The organism is Rufibacter latericius (assembly GCF_003721515.1).
GTDB classification, from domain to species: Bacteria; Bacteroidota; Bacteroidia; order Cytophagales; family Hymenobacteraceae; genus Nibribacter; species Nibribacter latericius.
Genome location: NZ_RJJD01000005.1, coordinates 246,714 through 260,895, shown reverse-complemented (window position 1 = coordinate 260,895; position 14,182 = coordinate 246,714). Strand labels below are relative to the sequence as shown.

Below are 14,182 nucleotides of genomic sequence, written 5' to 3'. Positions count from 1 at the left end.
TATTATCAAATATAGCCCTAAAGGACATCAAAAGCAACAGGGGTACGCCTACTCCTGCGGAAGTGCCACGTTGAAGCGCTGTTTCACTTCACTTACCTCTGAGATAAACTGCGGACTCTTCTCAATGTGGTTGCCTACCACCAGAATATCGGCGCCGGCTTTCCAGGCGGCTTCGGCTTTCTCAGAGGTGTTCACGCCGCCGCCCACAATAATGGGCACCGAGACTGCCTGCCGCACGGCCTGGATCATGGCCGCATTTACGGGGTACATGGCGCCGCTTCCGCCGTCTAAGTACATGTACTGCAACCCCAACATCTGGCCAGCCAGCGCTGTGGCGGCGGCAATAGAAGGCTTGTCATGCGGAATAGGGGTGGTACCGCTCATGTAAGAGGCCGTGGTCTGGCGCCCCGAGTCAATGAGCATATAACCAGTAGGGTAAAGGGGTAGGCCGCTGCTTTGGAGCAAGGGAGCCGCCGCCACGTGCTGACCAATCAGGAAATCAGGGTTTCGGCCCGAGATTAGGGAGAGCAGCAGCATGCCATCGGCCTGGGCGTCTATGTAGAGGCCGCTGCTGGGGAACAGGATTACCGGTATGGAGCTGTGCTGCTTGATGTAGCTCACAAACGAGGCCTGGTCTGGGTTAGAGATCAGGCTGCCGCCCATGAAAAAGAAATCCACCTCGTGCCGATGGCTCAGCGTCAGGATCTCCTGGCAGCGGGCAACGGTGAGGTGGTCAGGGTCCAGGAGCACCGCCAATCGTTTGGGGCGGTTGGCGGTGTCTGGGGTATTAGAAACTGGAAAGAGGGGGTGATGTAAGCGGCTGGGCATTCGTGGTTGGGTCAGGCTGTAATTCGTAATCAACAGTGGTGCCTTCCACCAGCAGCGGCTGCGATAGGTTCGGCTGCGCTTTGGAAGGTTGGGTGTGCAGATGTTCTTCCACCACTTTGGTGAGGTAAACCATCAGCAGGGCCGCCAACTGTTGCTCCAATATCTTAAATAAATCTGACTGGAAGAATGCCTTCAGGCCAGAAGTTTCCTCTTTGTGCTGGAAACGACGGGGCGATGCCGCCACCGTGCCGGTATTGGGGTGGTAAAAAGCAGGATAGGTGCGTTCTATGGCGCTGTAGATAGGCTCATCGTCTTCCACCTCGGGGATAGAGGAAATCCAGGCGCGGTCTTCGGCACCTTTGAAGCGAGCCGGGTTCTCCAGGCGGTTGCTTTTCTTTTTCTTTTTGGGTTTAGCGTCTTTCCCTTTCCCAAAGGCTCTGCTCAAGAAATAGATGCCTCCCACCACGCCAGCGGCAATGGCCAGGTTTTTCCCCACTTTCTGGGACTGGTCTTTGAGGTCAGTGACATCGCTGAGTAAGGCATTTTTATATTCTTCCTTTTGACGCTCCAGAAACTCGCGGGGGTCATCAAAAAGCGGATTGTTTAGTTCGCTCATGGCAGCAGATATAGTTAGATGGTTTGGTCAGATTCATCGGTCTTGTAGATCGTATTCCGGAACGCCTTGTCGGCCATGCCCTGGAACACTTTCTTATCTAGCCCCACAATTAAAATCACGAGCAAGATAAGGTAAAAAAGGGTGATAATCCCGAAGCCCCAGAAACGGCTATCCAGCAAGTCGTTCAACAACAGGGCCAGGAATATGTTGAGGAACAGCAGCACCATGAGACCCACCAGCCCAAGCAACACCCCGTGGACGGTGCTCACAAAGATGCTTTTCAGCTTGGTTTGCAGATCAAGTTTGACCAGGTCAATGCGGGTATCAATGTACCCCATCAGGTTTGCTATGATGCTGTCGGTTTTACTTTTGTCTTCGGTAGCCATGTGTCGTTTTGTTGATGGTGCGTAGGAGATATACGGAACATCGGCGGAAAATATTCCGAAAAAATTCTTCCTCAGAAATCCATACGGATATAGGCTTCTTACGGATAACCCATCGGGTAAGATATCTACTGCCGTTTAAGGGCCCGTTTTCAGAAAATGAGGCAAAAACACAAGGGCACGTAGCCACCCAGGCAGACTATCACGTACTTTTGCTGATGGCATGGCGCCCCCACATTCCTTGAGCAAGAACTACTACCATATTTTAGGAGTCTCGTCTACGGCCACCCCCGCCGAGATCAAGGCGGCATACAAGCGCCTGGCCCTGAAACTGCATCCAGACAAGAATCCGCACAGCCCCCACGCCGAGGAGCGTTTCAAGCTGGTGAATTCTGCGTACCAGGTGCTGTCTAACCCCAAGCGGCGGGCGGCCTTTGACCTGCAGCAGCAATACGAGCAGCAACGGCGGCAGGCCCAGGCCTACACCACGCCCCGCTACCACCATACCCGCAACCCGGCTGGATTCCAGGAACGGCATTACCGGCAGCGGGCCAAACAACACACGCACTTTTCGCGGCGCGATCTCCAGATCATTATTGGGGGAGTGTTGCTCACGGTCTTGCTGATCTTCGGGCTTAAGTTCGGGTGGGAGAAGATCGCCTCGGGTAGGGCCATGAAGCAGGCGCGGCAAGCCGAACAGCAGCGCCACTGGAAGAAAGCAGACCAGGCGTATTCCGATGCCCTGGAATATAAGCCGGCCCTGGAAGAGGCGCGGGTGCGCCGCGGGGCCATTCGGCTGGCCTATCTGAAGAACCCGGCCGGCGCCGTGGAAGACTACACCGTGGCCCTGAAGGAAAACGCAGCCCCACCCGCTGCCTGGTACGCGGCCAGAGGCAAAGGTTACCTGCAAACCAAACAATACCTGAAAGCCCTGCGGGACCTGGACAAAGCCCTCACCCTGGACCAAAACCAGACCGATGCCTACCTGGACCGCGGTCTGGTGCACTTGCAATGGGAAGATGACTGGACCGCCGCCGCCGCTGACCTGAGCACCTACCTGCAGAAGATACCCAATCCCTCGGCCAAAGCCACCGAAGCCCTGCTGTACCGCACCTTCGCGTATTACAGAATGCAGGAACTACAGAAAGCCTGGCAAGACACCGAGCAGGCCCTTCGGCAATCGCCTTCCAACGCCAAAGCCTTCTACCTGCAAGCCAAGATAAAGCAAGCGCAGGGCGACTCTCTGCGGGGCTGCGCCTTGCTGACGAAAGCTGCCCAACTGGGCTTTAAAGTAGCCGCCCAGGAAGCTTCTTTTCAGTGTGAGCCGTAAACCCTAAAACAGCAAAGCGGCTGTCCCTGACTGTTTTTCCTGCGGATGTGATGGGTTCAGCACTGGGCTGTTTCCACGTTGTTTTCAGTAAAAGACCCTCAAAACAGAAGTTGCCCTGTCGTTTCAAATCCAGGGAAGTGCTTTCCTGAAAGATACCTGCTATGATTGGACGCCAAGCTGATTTTTTATAGCTAAAAAGTGAAGACTCCTTTTACCTTTGCTTCAGCGCGCAGGCTCCGGCCTTCTGAGAGCAGAATCTTCAGGAGAATGGGGGTAGCCTGCGGTTAGGTTGTCTTTATTAAATGTAGTCTCTGCAGACAGAGGCCTTGCATAAGGTAGAAAAGCTGCTTTTGCCGTTGATTGCCATCTCAGGCCAGGCCCGAAATGGATTCTGAACCAAGGGCTCGTACCCTGGTTTTAACCTGCCGTTCTTCAGGGTTCAAGAATTGCTTGGCATATCCCGGAGAACACCTGTAAACTGATCTTGCCATTTCCTGTGGGTGGCATCCTTCTACGCCGCGGAAAGAGGTAACCCAATCTCCGCAAACCACACCGCTAAGAAGTTGTTGATGGCTTTTTAGTTTTTCCGCTTACTATGATGAAACGCTTACCCTTCCTATTGCCCTTTCTAATGCTTCTGGTTTCCTGCGAGGAGCTTTTTGAGTATCACCCCAACCAAATCCGGCTGAAAAGCGACGAGAAGAACCTCACGGCTTTGAACCTTCAAAGAATAGCCCGCCAGCCGGCCGGGGATACGTTGCGCCTCCTGGTGATGGGAGACACCCAGCGCTTTTATGACGAGACTGTAGACTTTGTGCGCGCCGCGAATTCCTTTTCTGACATTGACTTTGTGATTCACCTGGGCGATATCTCTGATTTTGGCATGTCAAAGGAGTTCCAGTGGGTGCATGATATCATGAAAGACCTCAGATGGCCTTACCTCACCGTGATCGGGAACCATGACTTGTTGGGCAATGCCCGCAAGGTGTACCAGCAGATGTTCGGGGCCCTGAACTACACGTTCGTCTACGGGCACACCAAGTTTGTCTTCCTGGATACCAACGGCCGCGAGTATGGGTTCAACGGCCACATTCCTGACCTGGATTGGCTAGCGGAAGAGCTTCGGCCCGAAGCAGACGAAACCTGGAGCCAGGCCATTGTGGTGTCCCACATCCCACCTTTTGACTCCGATTTTGACGCTGCCCTGGAAATGCCCTTTCACGAGGTGCTTTCCAACAGCGGCAAGGTGTCTTTGAGTTTGCACGGGCATCGGCATGGCTGGAGCTCAGAAACCACCTATGATGATGACATCCTTTACCATGTGACCACCACCGTGAAGAAACGCGGGTTCACTTACCTCAAGGTGTGGGACAGAGGATATGCGGTAGAACAAATAAGCTACTAGAGATGAGACGCGCCACGTTTATTCTTCTCCTGCTGGGGGTGGTTCTTCTGGGTTCTTTCCCCGCATTTAGCCAGGCTCCGGAAAAAGAACTATCGCCCTACTACGCCAAGCTCCAGTTTGCCGGTGAGATAGGTTTGGTCTCCGGCGGCATCGGGCGGCAGTCGTTCAACCGGAAACTGGAGACGGATCTCTCACTGGGGTATCTGCCTAAGAAGTTCGGGGGAGATCATATCCTCACGGTCGCCCTGAAGTCGTCGTTGCTGCCTTTCAAGCCCATCAGAATCAAAGCCGTGGATTGGTACGCTTTCACGACGGGTATGCAGGTGAGCTACACATTCGGCGGAGATTATTTCGCCTCTGAGCGGTATTTGAGCCGCTACCCCAACAGCTATTATCGGTTTTCCACCGCGCTGCACCTGTACTTCTTTGCCGGCGGGCAAGTGAATTTCACCAGGGTGAGGCCGCTGCATCGGTTCAGTGGGTATTATGAAGTGGGCACCCTGGGAGAGTACCTGGTCTCGTACGTGCAGAACCCGCGTTATCTGGACCCCGGCAAAATCTTCCACCTGGCCTTGGGAACAAAAATGCGCCTTTGAAAGAGGGAATATCACTGAACAGCTTATAGGGGAGTTCTCTGGGAGCTTCTTTGGGCAGTGAGGTTGTTTTAAGGCACTTTCAGGAAAAACAGGCTAAAAATTGAACACTGGCAAGAACTGTATTAGACAATTAAGGCAGATACAAACTCTTGGCGGAATGCTCTCGTTCTAGATTCTGTGTGAATCAGTGGACAGGGAAAGCCTCTCCATGCCGGGATATCTCTCCAGAGCCGGGCAGATGTGCGTTTTCGTGCCGTTTTCAGGAAACAGGTGATAAAGCAGTACGGTCAGACAGAACGGGGCCTTGCTGTGAAAAAGGTGGAGGAATATGCTGCCTTCCCTGCATCCATAAATAAAAAAACGGTATCTTAAGCACTAAAGCAGGGTTATGGAGCGTATGAGAGAACATTAAGGCCAATGCAGCGATGGAAATTAAAGTGAAGGAATTTAGCCAATTGCCCCTACCTGATCAGATTAGATGCGTGCAAAGTACCGGGCGGTACCTGCACGCGCGCATAAAGGGCTGGTGCCACATCAGTTTATATTTTATGGGTACTTTTTACGCCGAAGTCTGGCTTCTGGAACACTGCGACAGCATTGGCATGATCAGGACCTTCACCTCCCAGGAACAACTGGATCCTTACCTCAAAACCACCTCTATGGAGAAACTGGTACACGAGCTGTTACAGGAAGAAAAATAACTTACGTTTCTACTAGGGTCATTTTCAGGCCCAGCCACGTTCCGTCAGGCGCCTTGCCCATCACATAGGCCTGCACCTGTATTTGCCCCACTCTGTACACCCGCACCTCCTGTAAATTGGTTTCCAGCCACTGCAACAACGCTATAAATCGTTGAGCAATGGCTTGCTGGGCCGGTTCCTGGTCTGGCGACGTGCGCACCATGTTCCGGAAGAAATAAGCAAGCTCCACCTGCTCTACAGGCTGACCGTTCATGCCTAAGGCCTTCAGAAAATCAGCTCCCGAGGAAAGTGAAACCCCGGTGGGCAAAGAGAACGGCTCCAACGGAGACTCGCTCTCACTGATGAATAACAAGCCTTGGGCAGCTTGCGTTAATTGCGGAAGTAGGTAGGACATCTGTTAAAAGGTTAAAACCGCAGCAGAAGGAAATCGCTTCCGCATCAAAGAGAAATAGCATCTATGCGATGGCCTTCCTAATGAAACCAGTACGTGGCATTTTTCTTCCGCTGCGGGTAGTTTGAAGTAGAATTATTGAGTTGGGCCGTTGTCTACGCGGGCTTCAATGGTGCTTTGGATGGTAGAAGGCACGTTGGAAAGAATGTTGTACCCCGTGGCGGCCTCAATAGCATCTACCGTGGTGCGGTAAGAGCCCCAGGTACTGCTGATGCTGGTGGTGTTAGGCGTGTTCACCGCAATGACGCGGGTGCTGGAAGTCACGCGGCTTACGTCACCGGAGCCATTGGGCAGCACCACAATCACTTTCCAGATACGGTTAGGCACGGTTACTTTGCCGGCGGCAATGGTTTCTTTGTATCCGTTGAGGCCGGTTCCGCCTACCCCATAGCTTCCCATGATCACGTACAGTTCGTTGCCCGCATTGATCAACGTACGGCAGTAGTTCTCCAGGTTAGCCCAGGTCTGCTGGTTATTGGGTCCCGCCTGCGGAATCATGTTGGACATCAGAAACGTGGCCGAGTTATCAGCTACAGTAAGCGTGCGGTCAGCCGAAGGGCAATTATGGCCCCGGTCAAAGCCGCTGCCGGTGTAGTCAGAGGTCTGTACTTTATAAAAGGCACTAGGCAAGGAAGTATCGGCCCGGAAATCATCCTGGCGGGGAGCGCTGCCTACCCACGCGCTGCTCAGATGCCAGCTCACCCAGTTGGGCGTGCCCCGGTAGCTGTTGTAGGACATGGCGTACTGCGGTTTGCTCACCAGGTAATTGCTGTAGCTGGTACCGGCAGCACTGGGGTTGCCCATGGCCAGGTGGCTGTCCTGGGTGGCGGTGGCGCTGTCAGTGGAGGTCTGGCTCAAAGGCGCGCTCGGCTCCACATCTTCCACAGAACAAGAGGTACCGAAACCCAGCGCGAGGGCCAGGAGCAGGGGGAGATAACGTTTTTTCACGAAGGTTGGGTTAGTTTGATTATTTGAAGCAAGATACTAGCCTATAAAGTAGATGCAAGCTTTTCAATAGGAATATTAGGTGTTAAATAATTGTGACCGGACCTTCTGGAACAGGATTGGCTGCCTAGCTGATTAGAGGGTGTTTTTAGAAAACCAGGCGAAAAGCAGAGGGTTGCGGGCTGAGGTATCTTGCAGGAAACTGCTCATACGTGAATGAAGGACAGTTCTAAGGCCGGCCGGTGAAACAATTTATTTCAGGGCCTTGTACTCAGCAAAACTAAACGTAAGTTAGATTTTGAAAGCAGCGGGGGCTACCGGTAAATCGGAGACCAAGAGAGGAAAAGGGAGAGAAGCTGAACGAAGGAAAGAGGAAGGCCGCCCATGCCTTTCTGAATAGATCAAGAAATCAGATACATGATTCGTAAATCCACCTACGCGGCGGCTAAATCAGTGGCCGCTACCATAGAAAGCCATTTTGCCCAGCATCAGCACGAGGCTCGGGAAAGCGGAGCCCTCAATGTGGCGCCGGCTCCTTCTATGAAAGTGGTGGAAGCCCTCATTGATGCCGCGTTCTGGGCAAGCCTCCGGAAAGAGGAAGGCCAATCGCCCAGGATCTCCCTGGCTTTCCTGCCGCCTGAGCAAGCCGGGAAACCGCTCTTGTTCGCCCAGCGGCTTCCGCTTACGTCGCACAACCTCACCAAACTGGCGCCCGGCGTAGAACGCCCCGGCATTCACATTGGCGTCTGGAAAGAGCACGGCGAACTGTACATGTGGGGCACTACCCGCGAACTCCTCAGTTTCTGCTTTGTGCTGGATGTTTCTGAACCGGGTCTGCTGGTGGTCAAGCACCGGCGGTCTACCGGTTTCGGAAAGTTTGCGAACGTGGCGGTGCTCAAAGGCGATGTCATCAAGATTATTGACGAGGACAGCGACAGCCTCCCCGATTGCCCCGCTGTGGTTTCTTCTTTGCTGGGCTTCACCGCCCCGGCCTCCTGGAACAACTCAGTTAACGTGCTGGTGCAACTGGCGGTGTCTATGCGGGCGCACGGACGTGGCGGTACGCTGCTGGTGGTGCCTACGGGTTCTGAAAAATGGCATGAATCCATCATTCACCCCTTGCCTTACGCTGTGGCCCCAGCCTTCTCGGCGCTGAAGGAACTGATGCAGGAAGAAAAAGAGAACCGTGACCAGAGTCTCTGGCAGGGAGCCCTGCGCCGCGAGATAGACGGACTGGCCGGACTTACCGCCGTAGACGGAGCCACCATCATCAACGACCAACACGAACTGCTAGCCTTCGGAGCCAAGATCATCCGCTCAGACAGCAACGAACTAGCCGAGCAGATCGTGCTCACTGAGCCCGTGGTAGGCAACGAGCCCATCATCCTCCATCCCACCCAGAACGGCGGCACCCGTCACCTTTCCGCCGCCCAGTTCGTCCATGACCAACGCGACGCCATTGCCCTGGTCGCCTCCCAAGACGGCCGCTTCACCATCTTCAGCTGGTCTCCCTGCGAGAACATGGTCCATGCGCATCGGGTAGATACGCTGCTGTTGTAAGGTTTAGGGGCTGGTTTCTGGAAATTTAGTTCTAGGACAAGAAAAGTAACGAAGATATAAATTCAAAAGCACTTCAAGTTCAGTAAGCATGATTGACGTTACATGCGCTATAATCTTGTGGGAGGATAAAGTCCTAGTCACCCAGCGGAGTGAGAAGATGAGTCTTTCATTGAAATGGGAGTTCCCTGGCGGTAAGATTGAGCGAGGCGAAACGGCAGAAAGTTGCCTGCACAGAGAATTGATGGAAGAACTGAATATTCAGGTTAAGATCCTGAGAACGTTAAGTCCGTCCTCGTTTGACTATGGCAAATTCAGTATCAACCTCATTCCCTTTTTGGTAAATTATTTATCCGGAGAAATCATTTTAGCGGAACACGAGACATACAAATGGTTATCAAGAAACGAATTGAAAGATATTGATTGGGCTCCCGCCGATGTTCCTATCCTAGAAGAATTCTTAAAATTAAATATATGACCCCAGTAGGGCTGTATGAGCAACTTATCACTAAAATGGTTGCCTCAAAGTTGAATGAATTAGACCGAAACGAATTCCACATTAAAGAAACAACTTTAGATAAAAGTGAAGCAGGAAGAGTTCTTTCCCAATATTTGTCTGGAGTTATCAAACACGCCTTAAATCTGATTTCTGGAGAAGAAAGGATAGAAAAGCAGATAGAGCTTTCTAACAAAGTAATTACTCTGCTGCAAAATGAATTACAAGAAGAAGAGTTTGAAGAAGATTTAATCCACACCGAGGCGAAGATTCTTTCCGCGGTCTTCTCCAAGATTGACGCACAGTTCACTGATTTTGACAGGTACCTCAATGAGATAACTCCCTATACCAGGTTAACCCAGAGTGAACTCTTTACTGGCAGCAACGCAGGTGTTTCCTTAGAAAGCGAGATAAAGAAGGAGATTCTTTCATCTGATAAAATCTGTTTTCTGGTCTCTTTTATCAAATGGACGGGTATACGAATCTTTGAAAGGGAGTTGGCAGAATTTACCAAGAGAGGCGGTCTGCTTAAAGTGATTACTACCTCCTATATGGGCGCTACGGACCTGAAAGCGGTAGAGTACCTTTCTTCTTTACCTAATACCGAGATCAAGGTCTCGTACAACACAGACAATGAGAGGCTGCATGCAAAAGCTTACCTTTTCCTCAGAGAGACCGGATTCCATACTGGTTACATCGGCTCTTCTAACCTCTCACGTTCTGCGTTGACCAACGGACTAGAGTGGAACCTAAAAGTTACCACCAAAGAGGTAGGGCACATTATTGATAAATTCCAGAAAACCTTTGACACGTATTGGCAGGACAAAGAGTTTGAGCTCTTTGACAAGGCACGGGACGTGGAAAAGTTGAAAGGTGCTCTCAAAAAAGAAAAGCACACGGAGAGAAGTAACCCGGTCGCCTACTTTGATTTAAAGCCATTTCCGTTTCAGGAAGAGATTCTAGAAAAGTTAGAGGTAGAGAGAACGATTCATAACCGGCACAAGAACCTAATAGTAGCTGCCACCGGAACTGGTAAAACTGTTATCTCCGCATTTGATTTTAAGAACTTCAAGAGAAATCATCCCAATGCAAAGCTTTTATTTGTAGCGCACAGGAAAGAGATTCTGCAACAAGCCCAAGCCACGTTCCAGGGAATTCTAAGAGAGAACAACTTCGGAGACTTGTGGGTGGACGGAATTGAGCCAGAAAGCTATGATGTTGTTTTCGCGTCCGTGCAGACGCTAAATAATCGGCTAGAATCTTTAAGCCTTTCCGCCGGTTTTTATGATTTCATCATTATAGATGAAGTGCACCACATTGCTGCTTCAAGTTACCGACCCATTCTAAACTACTTCAACCCGAAGGTTCTGTTGGGGTTAACTGCTACCCCAGAAAGAATGGATGGGGAAGATATTTTAGAAGACTTCTGCAACACCATTGCTGCCGAGATAAGATTACCTGAAGCGTTAAACAGAAAGCTGCTTTGCCCTTTCCAATATTTCGGTGTTTCTGATAGTGTTGACCTATCAGGTGCAGAATGGAGGAATGGTCGGTACCTACCTGGTGAACTGTCTAGAATCTATACCCAAAATGACAGAAGGGTAGGAGAGATACTTGTCAACCTAGAGAAATATCTGAAGGATATTCATGAAGTAAGAGCGCTTGGCTTCTGTATCACTCAAGACCACGCCCAATACATGGCTGAAAAATTTACCCTTGCGGGCTAAAGGCAGACTACCTGGTGAGTTCTAGAAATGGAGAGCGTGAGGCGCTTAGGGCCAAATTTGCTAAGAAGGAAATTAATTACCTTTTTGTGGTAGACATCTTCAATGAGGGGGTAGATATTCCGGAGATTGACACAGTTCTGTTTCTGCGACCCACTGAAAGTCTAACGGTTTTCTTACAACAACTAGGTAGAGGATTGCGACTAGCAGAAAACAAAGACTGTTTGACCGTTCTAGACTTTGTAGGAAATGCACGCCCAGAGTATGATTTTGAAGGGAAGTTCAGGGCCTTGGTAGGCAAAACGAATACCTCTACTCAGAAAGAGATAGAAGATGATTTTCCGCACCTACCGCTAGGTTGCACCATCATTTTAGAAAAGAAGGCGAAAAACGTGATTCTTGAGAACATCAAGAAAGCAACGTCTGTGAACAGAAATCAACTGATTACTAAAATCAGGAATTATAAACACCAGACAAGCCTGCCGCTTACCTTGAAGAACTTTTCAGAGTTCTACCATATTCCGCTTTCTGCTATTTACAAAAGCACTAATTGGAAAAGGCTTTGCGCACTGGCAGAGCAGATCGAAGATTACTCTGCCACCAATGAAGCTGAGGTGTATAGAGCCATAAGTAAGAAATGGCTTGCCTGTAGCTCAAGTTCCTACTTCCAATTCATCTTAGCCTTAGCAAGGAAGGGGTTTGATGTAGAAATGAAGAACCTATCAGAAACCGAAAAGGCAATGTGCCTAATGCTGCATTATGATGTGTGGCAAAATGCTGGAGGGTTTAATTCCTTGGAAGAAAGTATCAGGTCTATTGGTCAGAATAAAATTTTAGTGGAGGAAATAGTTGAAGTAATTGAGTTGCTGGAAGACAGAGTTGATTTCCTTGAAAGGAATATTCGTCTTCCTTATGATCAGCCTCTAAAGGTGCATAGTCGCTATACAAAGGACCAGATTCTTGCCGGATTCGGCTTTCATACTTTTGGGAAGAGATGCCCTTCTAGAGAAGGGGTGTTGGTTTCTCCTGAGAAAAACACAGAATTACTTTTCATCACGCTTAACAAGTCTGAAAAGGATTTTTCACCTACCACCTTGTATGAAGATTTTGCCATTAGTGAGAACCTCTTTCACTGGCAGTCTCAGAACGCAGTGAGCCCCAACAGAGGGAAAGGCTTGAGTTACATTCACCATAAAGAGCAAGGGAAAAGGATTCTGCTCTTTGTAAGGGAAAAGAACGAGGATGGATATGGGAATACGATGGGATTTGTTTTCATTGGAGAAGGCAATCTTTCGGAACATTACGGTTCTAAGCCCATGAGCATCAAGTGGGAGCTAAATGAGCCAATGCCTCCATTCCTTTGGAAAGATTCAGCGAAGATGGCAGTTGGTTAAGATCAAAGTAGTGTTCATCCCTTAAACACCTTCTCCCGGTGCCAAGTCAGATTCTCAGCTGCTGGATAATGAATGGCGCCAAAGGGTAAATTCAATCGCTTGCCCTCAAGCTTCCGCAAGGCATAGGCATTCTCCTCATCTTCGGCAATGGAAGGGGAAACCAGCACTTTGAGTTGAGGATCTACGGTGATCAAACCCCGGTCGAAGGCGCGGTGCAGGTTGGGGCACAAAGCCAAGCCATTTGTCACGCGGTCATCGTTGCTTCGGCTGAAGGGTACAATATGGCAGGCATCAATCATAGAGAAGCCATAATTGGAAATCAGGCGCATGCCGGTGATACAGCAGGTGAAATTATAGACCTGCGGCACCAGTTTCTTGAACAATCCCCCACGTACAAAAAGCTGTTCTTCGTCGGGCGAGGTTTGCGTGATGGTATAGGTGGCCACGCTCTCGTTCAAGAGGTAGCTTTCTAGTTCCTGAAGATACCCACTGGTTCTTTTCGCCTGTTGGTAGGCTTCTGCAGTGCCAGTGAAATAGCGTTTCAGCAGAGCGCTTTTCAGAAGACCTCGGATTTCTGGAGCCAGGAGGAGTGGGTAAAGATCATCGGCTAGATAGGCGTATTCCACCAAGCCATTGAGCACCTGAAAACTTTTGATGGCCGAGTTCAGCTCCTTGCCGGGGCACGTTTTTACAAACCAGAATCCTTCAGAGGTTAAATGGTAAAAGGGAAGGAAGAAATCTGGGTTATGACCCGTAGAAACCAGCAACGCAAAATTTTCCTTGAACGTGCCTACCAGTTCCGGAGTGATGTGAATCTTGTTATCCAGGACTTCTCCTTTCTCAAACATGTCTATAATGCTGAGCAGCAAAACAGGTTTATGCGGCGCCGGACCGTATTTGGTGCCGCCTTGGCGCAAGCGGGTAAATTTCTGGAGGTAAAGTTTTAGACCTTCCGGCGAAACGGGCATAACAGATTCTTTCTTGCCTTGAAAGTAGACAATTTAGGAATATCTCACCCGATATGCTGGTAATTGGCTTTCTGATTTGAGCCTAGTTTCTGGAAAACAGGCCTGAATCAGGAAGGGTTTATGTGTAAATCACCAGTGAAATATTTTGGCTGTGCTTGTAAAGGATTCAACAACAAAAGCTTACCTTGAAGTAGAAACCTCGGCAGGTCTCAAAGACCGGCAAATGAAAAGGAATCAAGACAACACGCTTTGCTACACCTTACAACAAATAGGACTATGGAAACGACAGATACTTTACTGGCGCCAATGCCGGGAGCCGAGCACCGCGAGGTAGGAGGCGTTCTGATGGACTTCGTGCGGACGGGCGATTCACGGGTAAAGCGGGTAGTGTATCCGCCGGGCTTTAAGTGGTCTACCCACATGAAGCAGATTGTGGGCACCGATCTCTGCATGCACGCCCACCTGGGTTTCCTGGCCAAGGGCCACCTCCAGATCATATACGCCGATGGCATCACCGAAGACTTCGTTGCCCCGCAGGTGGTAGCCATAGAACCCGGCCACGATGGCTGGGTGGTAGGTGATGAGCCCGCCGTCCTCATTGAGTTCGATTTCGAGAAAGACACCCTGAGCCGGTTAGGCATGGAAACCTTCCACCACCATCGGCTTTTGCCAAAGGCGGAGTAGTAGCTGTTTTAAGCCTCATTTTCCCAAAACACCCCAAAAACAAGAATCCCGCTCCACTATCTGAAGCGGGATTCTTGTTTTGTCTGCTGCTGATGACTGGGACC

At 50.4% G+C, this 14,182-nt stretch carries 15 protein-coding genes; 9 read left to right on the top strand and 6 right to left on the bottom strand.

Annotation, left to right across the window (positions count from 1 at the left end):
- Positions 1 to 48: 48 nt before the first annotated feature.
- Genes EFB08_RS10685 through EFB08_RS10675 form a run of 3 tightly spaced genes read right to left on the bottom strand, consistent with a single transcriptional unit; the run spans position 49 to position 1,830 of the window.
- Positions 49 to 828 carry a geranylgeranylglyceryl/heptaprenylglyceryl phosphate synthase gene (locus EFB08_RS10685; protein ID WP_123126935.1) on the bottom strand — a complete coding sequence of 260 codons (780 nt, stop codon included), beginning with the start codon at positions 826 to 828 and terminating at the stop codon, positions 49 to 51.
- Positions 788 to 1,444, bottom strand: coding sequence for a hypothetical protein (locus EFB08_RS10680; RefSeq protein WP_123126934.1), 657 nt, complete (start codon positions 1,442 to 1,444; stop codon positions 788 to 790). The genes EFB08_RS10685 and EFB08_RS10680 overlap by 41 nt, the downstream gene beginning before the upstream one ends.
- 14 nt (positions 1,445 to 1,458) lie before the next feature.
- Positions 1,459 to 1,830, bottom strand: coding sequence for a phage holin family protein (locus tag EFB08_RS10675; RefSeq protein WP_123126933.1), 372 nt, complete (start codon positions 1,828 to 1,830; stop codon positions 1,459 to 1,461).
- A gap of 220 nt (positions 1,831 to 2,050) precedes the next feature.
- On the opposite strand from EFB08_RS10675, the gene EFB08_RS23980 reads away from it, so the two are divergent.
- From EFB08_RS23980 to EFB08_RS10655, 4 genes are all read left to right on the top strand, one after another.
- The gene (locus EFB08_RS23980; protein ID WP_123126932.1) at positions 2,051 to 3,157 is read left to right on the top strand and encodes a DnaJ domain-containing protein; all 1,107 of its coding nucleotides are present in this window, start codon (positions 2,051 to 2,053) and stop codon (positions 3,155 to 3,157) included.
- A 631-nt stretch (positions 3,158 to 3,788) separates the two neighbouring features.
- A complete protein-coding gene (locus tag EFB08_RS10665) occupies positions 3,789 to 4,562 on the top strand; it encodes a metallophosphoesterase family protein (protein WP_227006298.1) in 774 nt (257 codons plus the stop codon).
- A gap of 2 nt (positions 4,563 to 4,564) precedes the next feature.
- Positions 4,565 to 5,158, top strand: coding sequence for a hypothetical protein (locus EFB08_RS10660; RefSeq protein WP_123126931.1), 594 nt, complete (start codon positions 4,565 to 4,567; stop codon positions 5,156 to 5,158).
- Positions 5,159 to 5,583: 425 nt separating this feature from the next.
- On the top strand, positions 5,584 to 5,859 hold the full coding sequence (locus tag EFB08_RS10655; RefSeq protein WP_123126930.1) for a hypothetical protein: 276 nt from the start codon (positions 5,584 to 5,586) through the stop codon (positions 5,857 to 5,859).
- 1 nt (position 5,860) lies between these two features.
- Here the strand turns inward: EFB08_RS10655 and EFB08_RS10650 are convergent, their stop codons facing one another.
- Positions 5,861 to 6,253 carry a nuclease A inhibitor family protein gene (locus EFB08_RS10650; protein WP_123126929.1) on the bottom strand — a complete coding sequence of 131 codons (393 nt, stop codon included), beginning with the start codon at positions 6,251 to 6,253 and terminating at the stop codon, positions 5,861 to 5,863.
- Between the two features lie 132 nt (positions 6,254 to 6,385).
- Positions 6,386 to 7,258: a DNA/RNA non-specific endonuclease gene (locus tag EFB08_RS10645; RefSeq protein ID WP_227006297.1), complete on the bottom strand. Its 873-nt coding sequence runs from the start codon at positions 7,256 to 7,258 to the stop codon at positions 6,386 to 6,388.
- A 414-nt stretch (positions 7,259 to 7,672) separates the two neighbouring features.
- Between EFB08_RS10645 and EFB08_RS10640 the strand changes: the two genes are divergently transcribed.
- The 4 genes from EFB08_RS10640 to EFB08_RS23775 all read left to right on the top strand — a co-directional run bounded on the left by EFB08_RS10640 (position 7,673) and on the right by EFB08_RS23775 (position 12,426).
- Positions 7,673 to 8,815 carry a putative sensor domain DACNV-containing protein gene (locus EFB08_RS10640; RefSeq protein WP_123126928.1) on the top strand — a complete coding sequence of 381 codons (1,143 nt, stop codon included), beginning with the start codon at positions 7,673 to 7,675 and terminating at the stop codon, positions 8,813 to 8,815.
- Positions 8,816 to 8,903: 88 nt separating this feature from the next.
- Positions 8,904 to 9,290, top strand: a complete 387-nt coding sequence (locus EFB08_RS10635; RefSeq protein ID WP_123126927.1) for a (deoxy)nucleoside triphosphate pyrophosphohydrolase — start codon at positions 8,904 to 8,906, stop codon at positions 9,288 to 9,290.
- Positions 9,287 to 11,035 (top strand): DEAD/DEAH box helicase family protein, encoded by a 1,749-nt coding sequence (locus EFB08_RS23780; RefSeq protein ID WP_227006296.1) that lies wholly within the window; start codon positions 9,287 to 9,289, stop codon positions 11,033 to 11,035. Before EFB08_RS10635 ends, EFB08_RS23780 begins: the two co-directional genes overlap by 4 nt.
- Before the next feature lie 14 nt (positions 11,036 to 11,049).
- A complete protein-coding gene (locus EFB08_RS23775) occupies positions 11,050 to 12,426 on the top strand; it encodes a DUF3427 domain-containing protein (protein WP_227006295.1) in 1,377 nt (458 codons plus the stop codon).
- A gap of 14 nt (positions 12,427 to 12,440) precedes the next feature.
- Here EFB08_RS23775 and EFB08_RS10625 read toward each other — a convergent pair whose 3' ends face one another.
- Positions 12,441 to 13,394, bottom strand: a complete 954-nt coding sequence (locus EFB08_RS10625) for an HNH endonuclease (RefSeq protein WP_123126926.1) — start codon at positions 13,392 to 13,394, stop codon at positions 12,441 to 12,443.
- A gap of 276 nt (positions 13,395 to 13,670) precedes the next feature.
- On the opposite strand from EFB08_RS10625, the gene EFB08_RS10620 reads away from it, so the two are divergent.
- The gene (locus tag EFB08_RS10620; protein ID WP_165864858.1) at positions 13,671 to 14,078 is read left to right on the top strand and encodes a cupin domain-containing protein; all 408 of its coding nucleotides are present in this window, start codon (positions 13,671 to 13,673) and stop codon (positions 14,076 to 14,078) included.
- Positions 14,079 to 14,182: the final 104 nt, after the last annotated feature.

Bases quoted from the DNA above. Each gene is read 5' to 3' on its own strand.
- EFB08_RS10660 (WP_123126931.1), top strand. From the start codon at position 4,565: ATGAGACGCGCCACGTTTATTCTTCTCCTGCTGGGGGTGGTTCTTCTG.
- EFB08_RS10640 (WP_123126928.1), top strand. From the start codon at position 7,673: ATGATTCGTAAATCCACCTACGCGGCGGCTAAATCAGTGGCCGCTACC.
- EFB08_RS10680 (WP_123126934.1), bottom strand. From the start codon at position 1,444: ATGAGCGAACTAAACAATCCGCTTTTTGATGACCCCCGCGAGTTTCTG.
- EFB08_RS10665 (WP_227006298.1), top strand. From the start codon at position 3,789: ATGCTTCTGGTTTCCTGCGAGGAGCTTTTTGAGTATCACCCCAACCAA.
- EFB08_RS23980 (WP_123126932.1), top strand. From the start codon at position 2,051: ATGGCGCCCCCACATTCCTTGAGCAAGAACTACTACCATATTTTAGGA.
- EFB08_RS10625 (WP_123126926.1), bottom strand. From the start codon at position 13,394: ATGCCCGTTTCGCCGGAAGGTCTAAAACTTTACCTCCAGAAATTTACC.
- EFB08_RS10620 (WP_165864858.1), top strand. From the start codon at position 13,671: ATGGAAACGACAGATACTTTACTGGCGCCAATGCCGGGAGCCGAGCAC.
- EFB08_RS10675 (WP_123126933.1), bottom strand. From the start codon at position 1,830: ATGGCTACCGAAGACAAAAGTAAAACCGACAGCATCATAGCAAACCTG.
- EFB08_RS10635 (WP_123126927.1), top strand. From the start codon at position 8,904: ATGATTGACGTTACATGCGCTATAATCTTGTGGGAGGATAAAGTCCTA.
- EFB08_RS10650 (WP_123126929.1), bottom strand. From the start codon at position 6,253: ATGTCCTACCTACTTCCGCAATTAACGCAAGCTGCCCAAGGCTTGTTA.
- EFB08_RS23780 (WP_227006296.1), top strand. From the start codon at position 9,287: ATGACCCCAGTAGGGCTGTATGAGCAACTTATCACTAAAATGGTTGCC.
- EFB08_RS10655 (WP_123126930.1), top strand. From the start codon at position 5,584: ATGGAAATTAAAGTGAAGGAATTTAGCCAATTGCCCCTACCTGATCAG.
- EFB08_RS10685 (WP_123126935.1), bottom strand. From the start codon at position 828: ATGCCCAGCCGCTTACATCACCCCCTCTTTCCAGTTTCTAATACCCCA.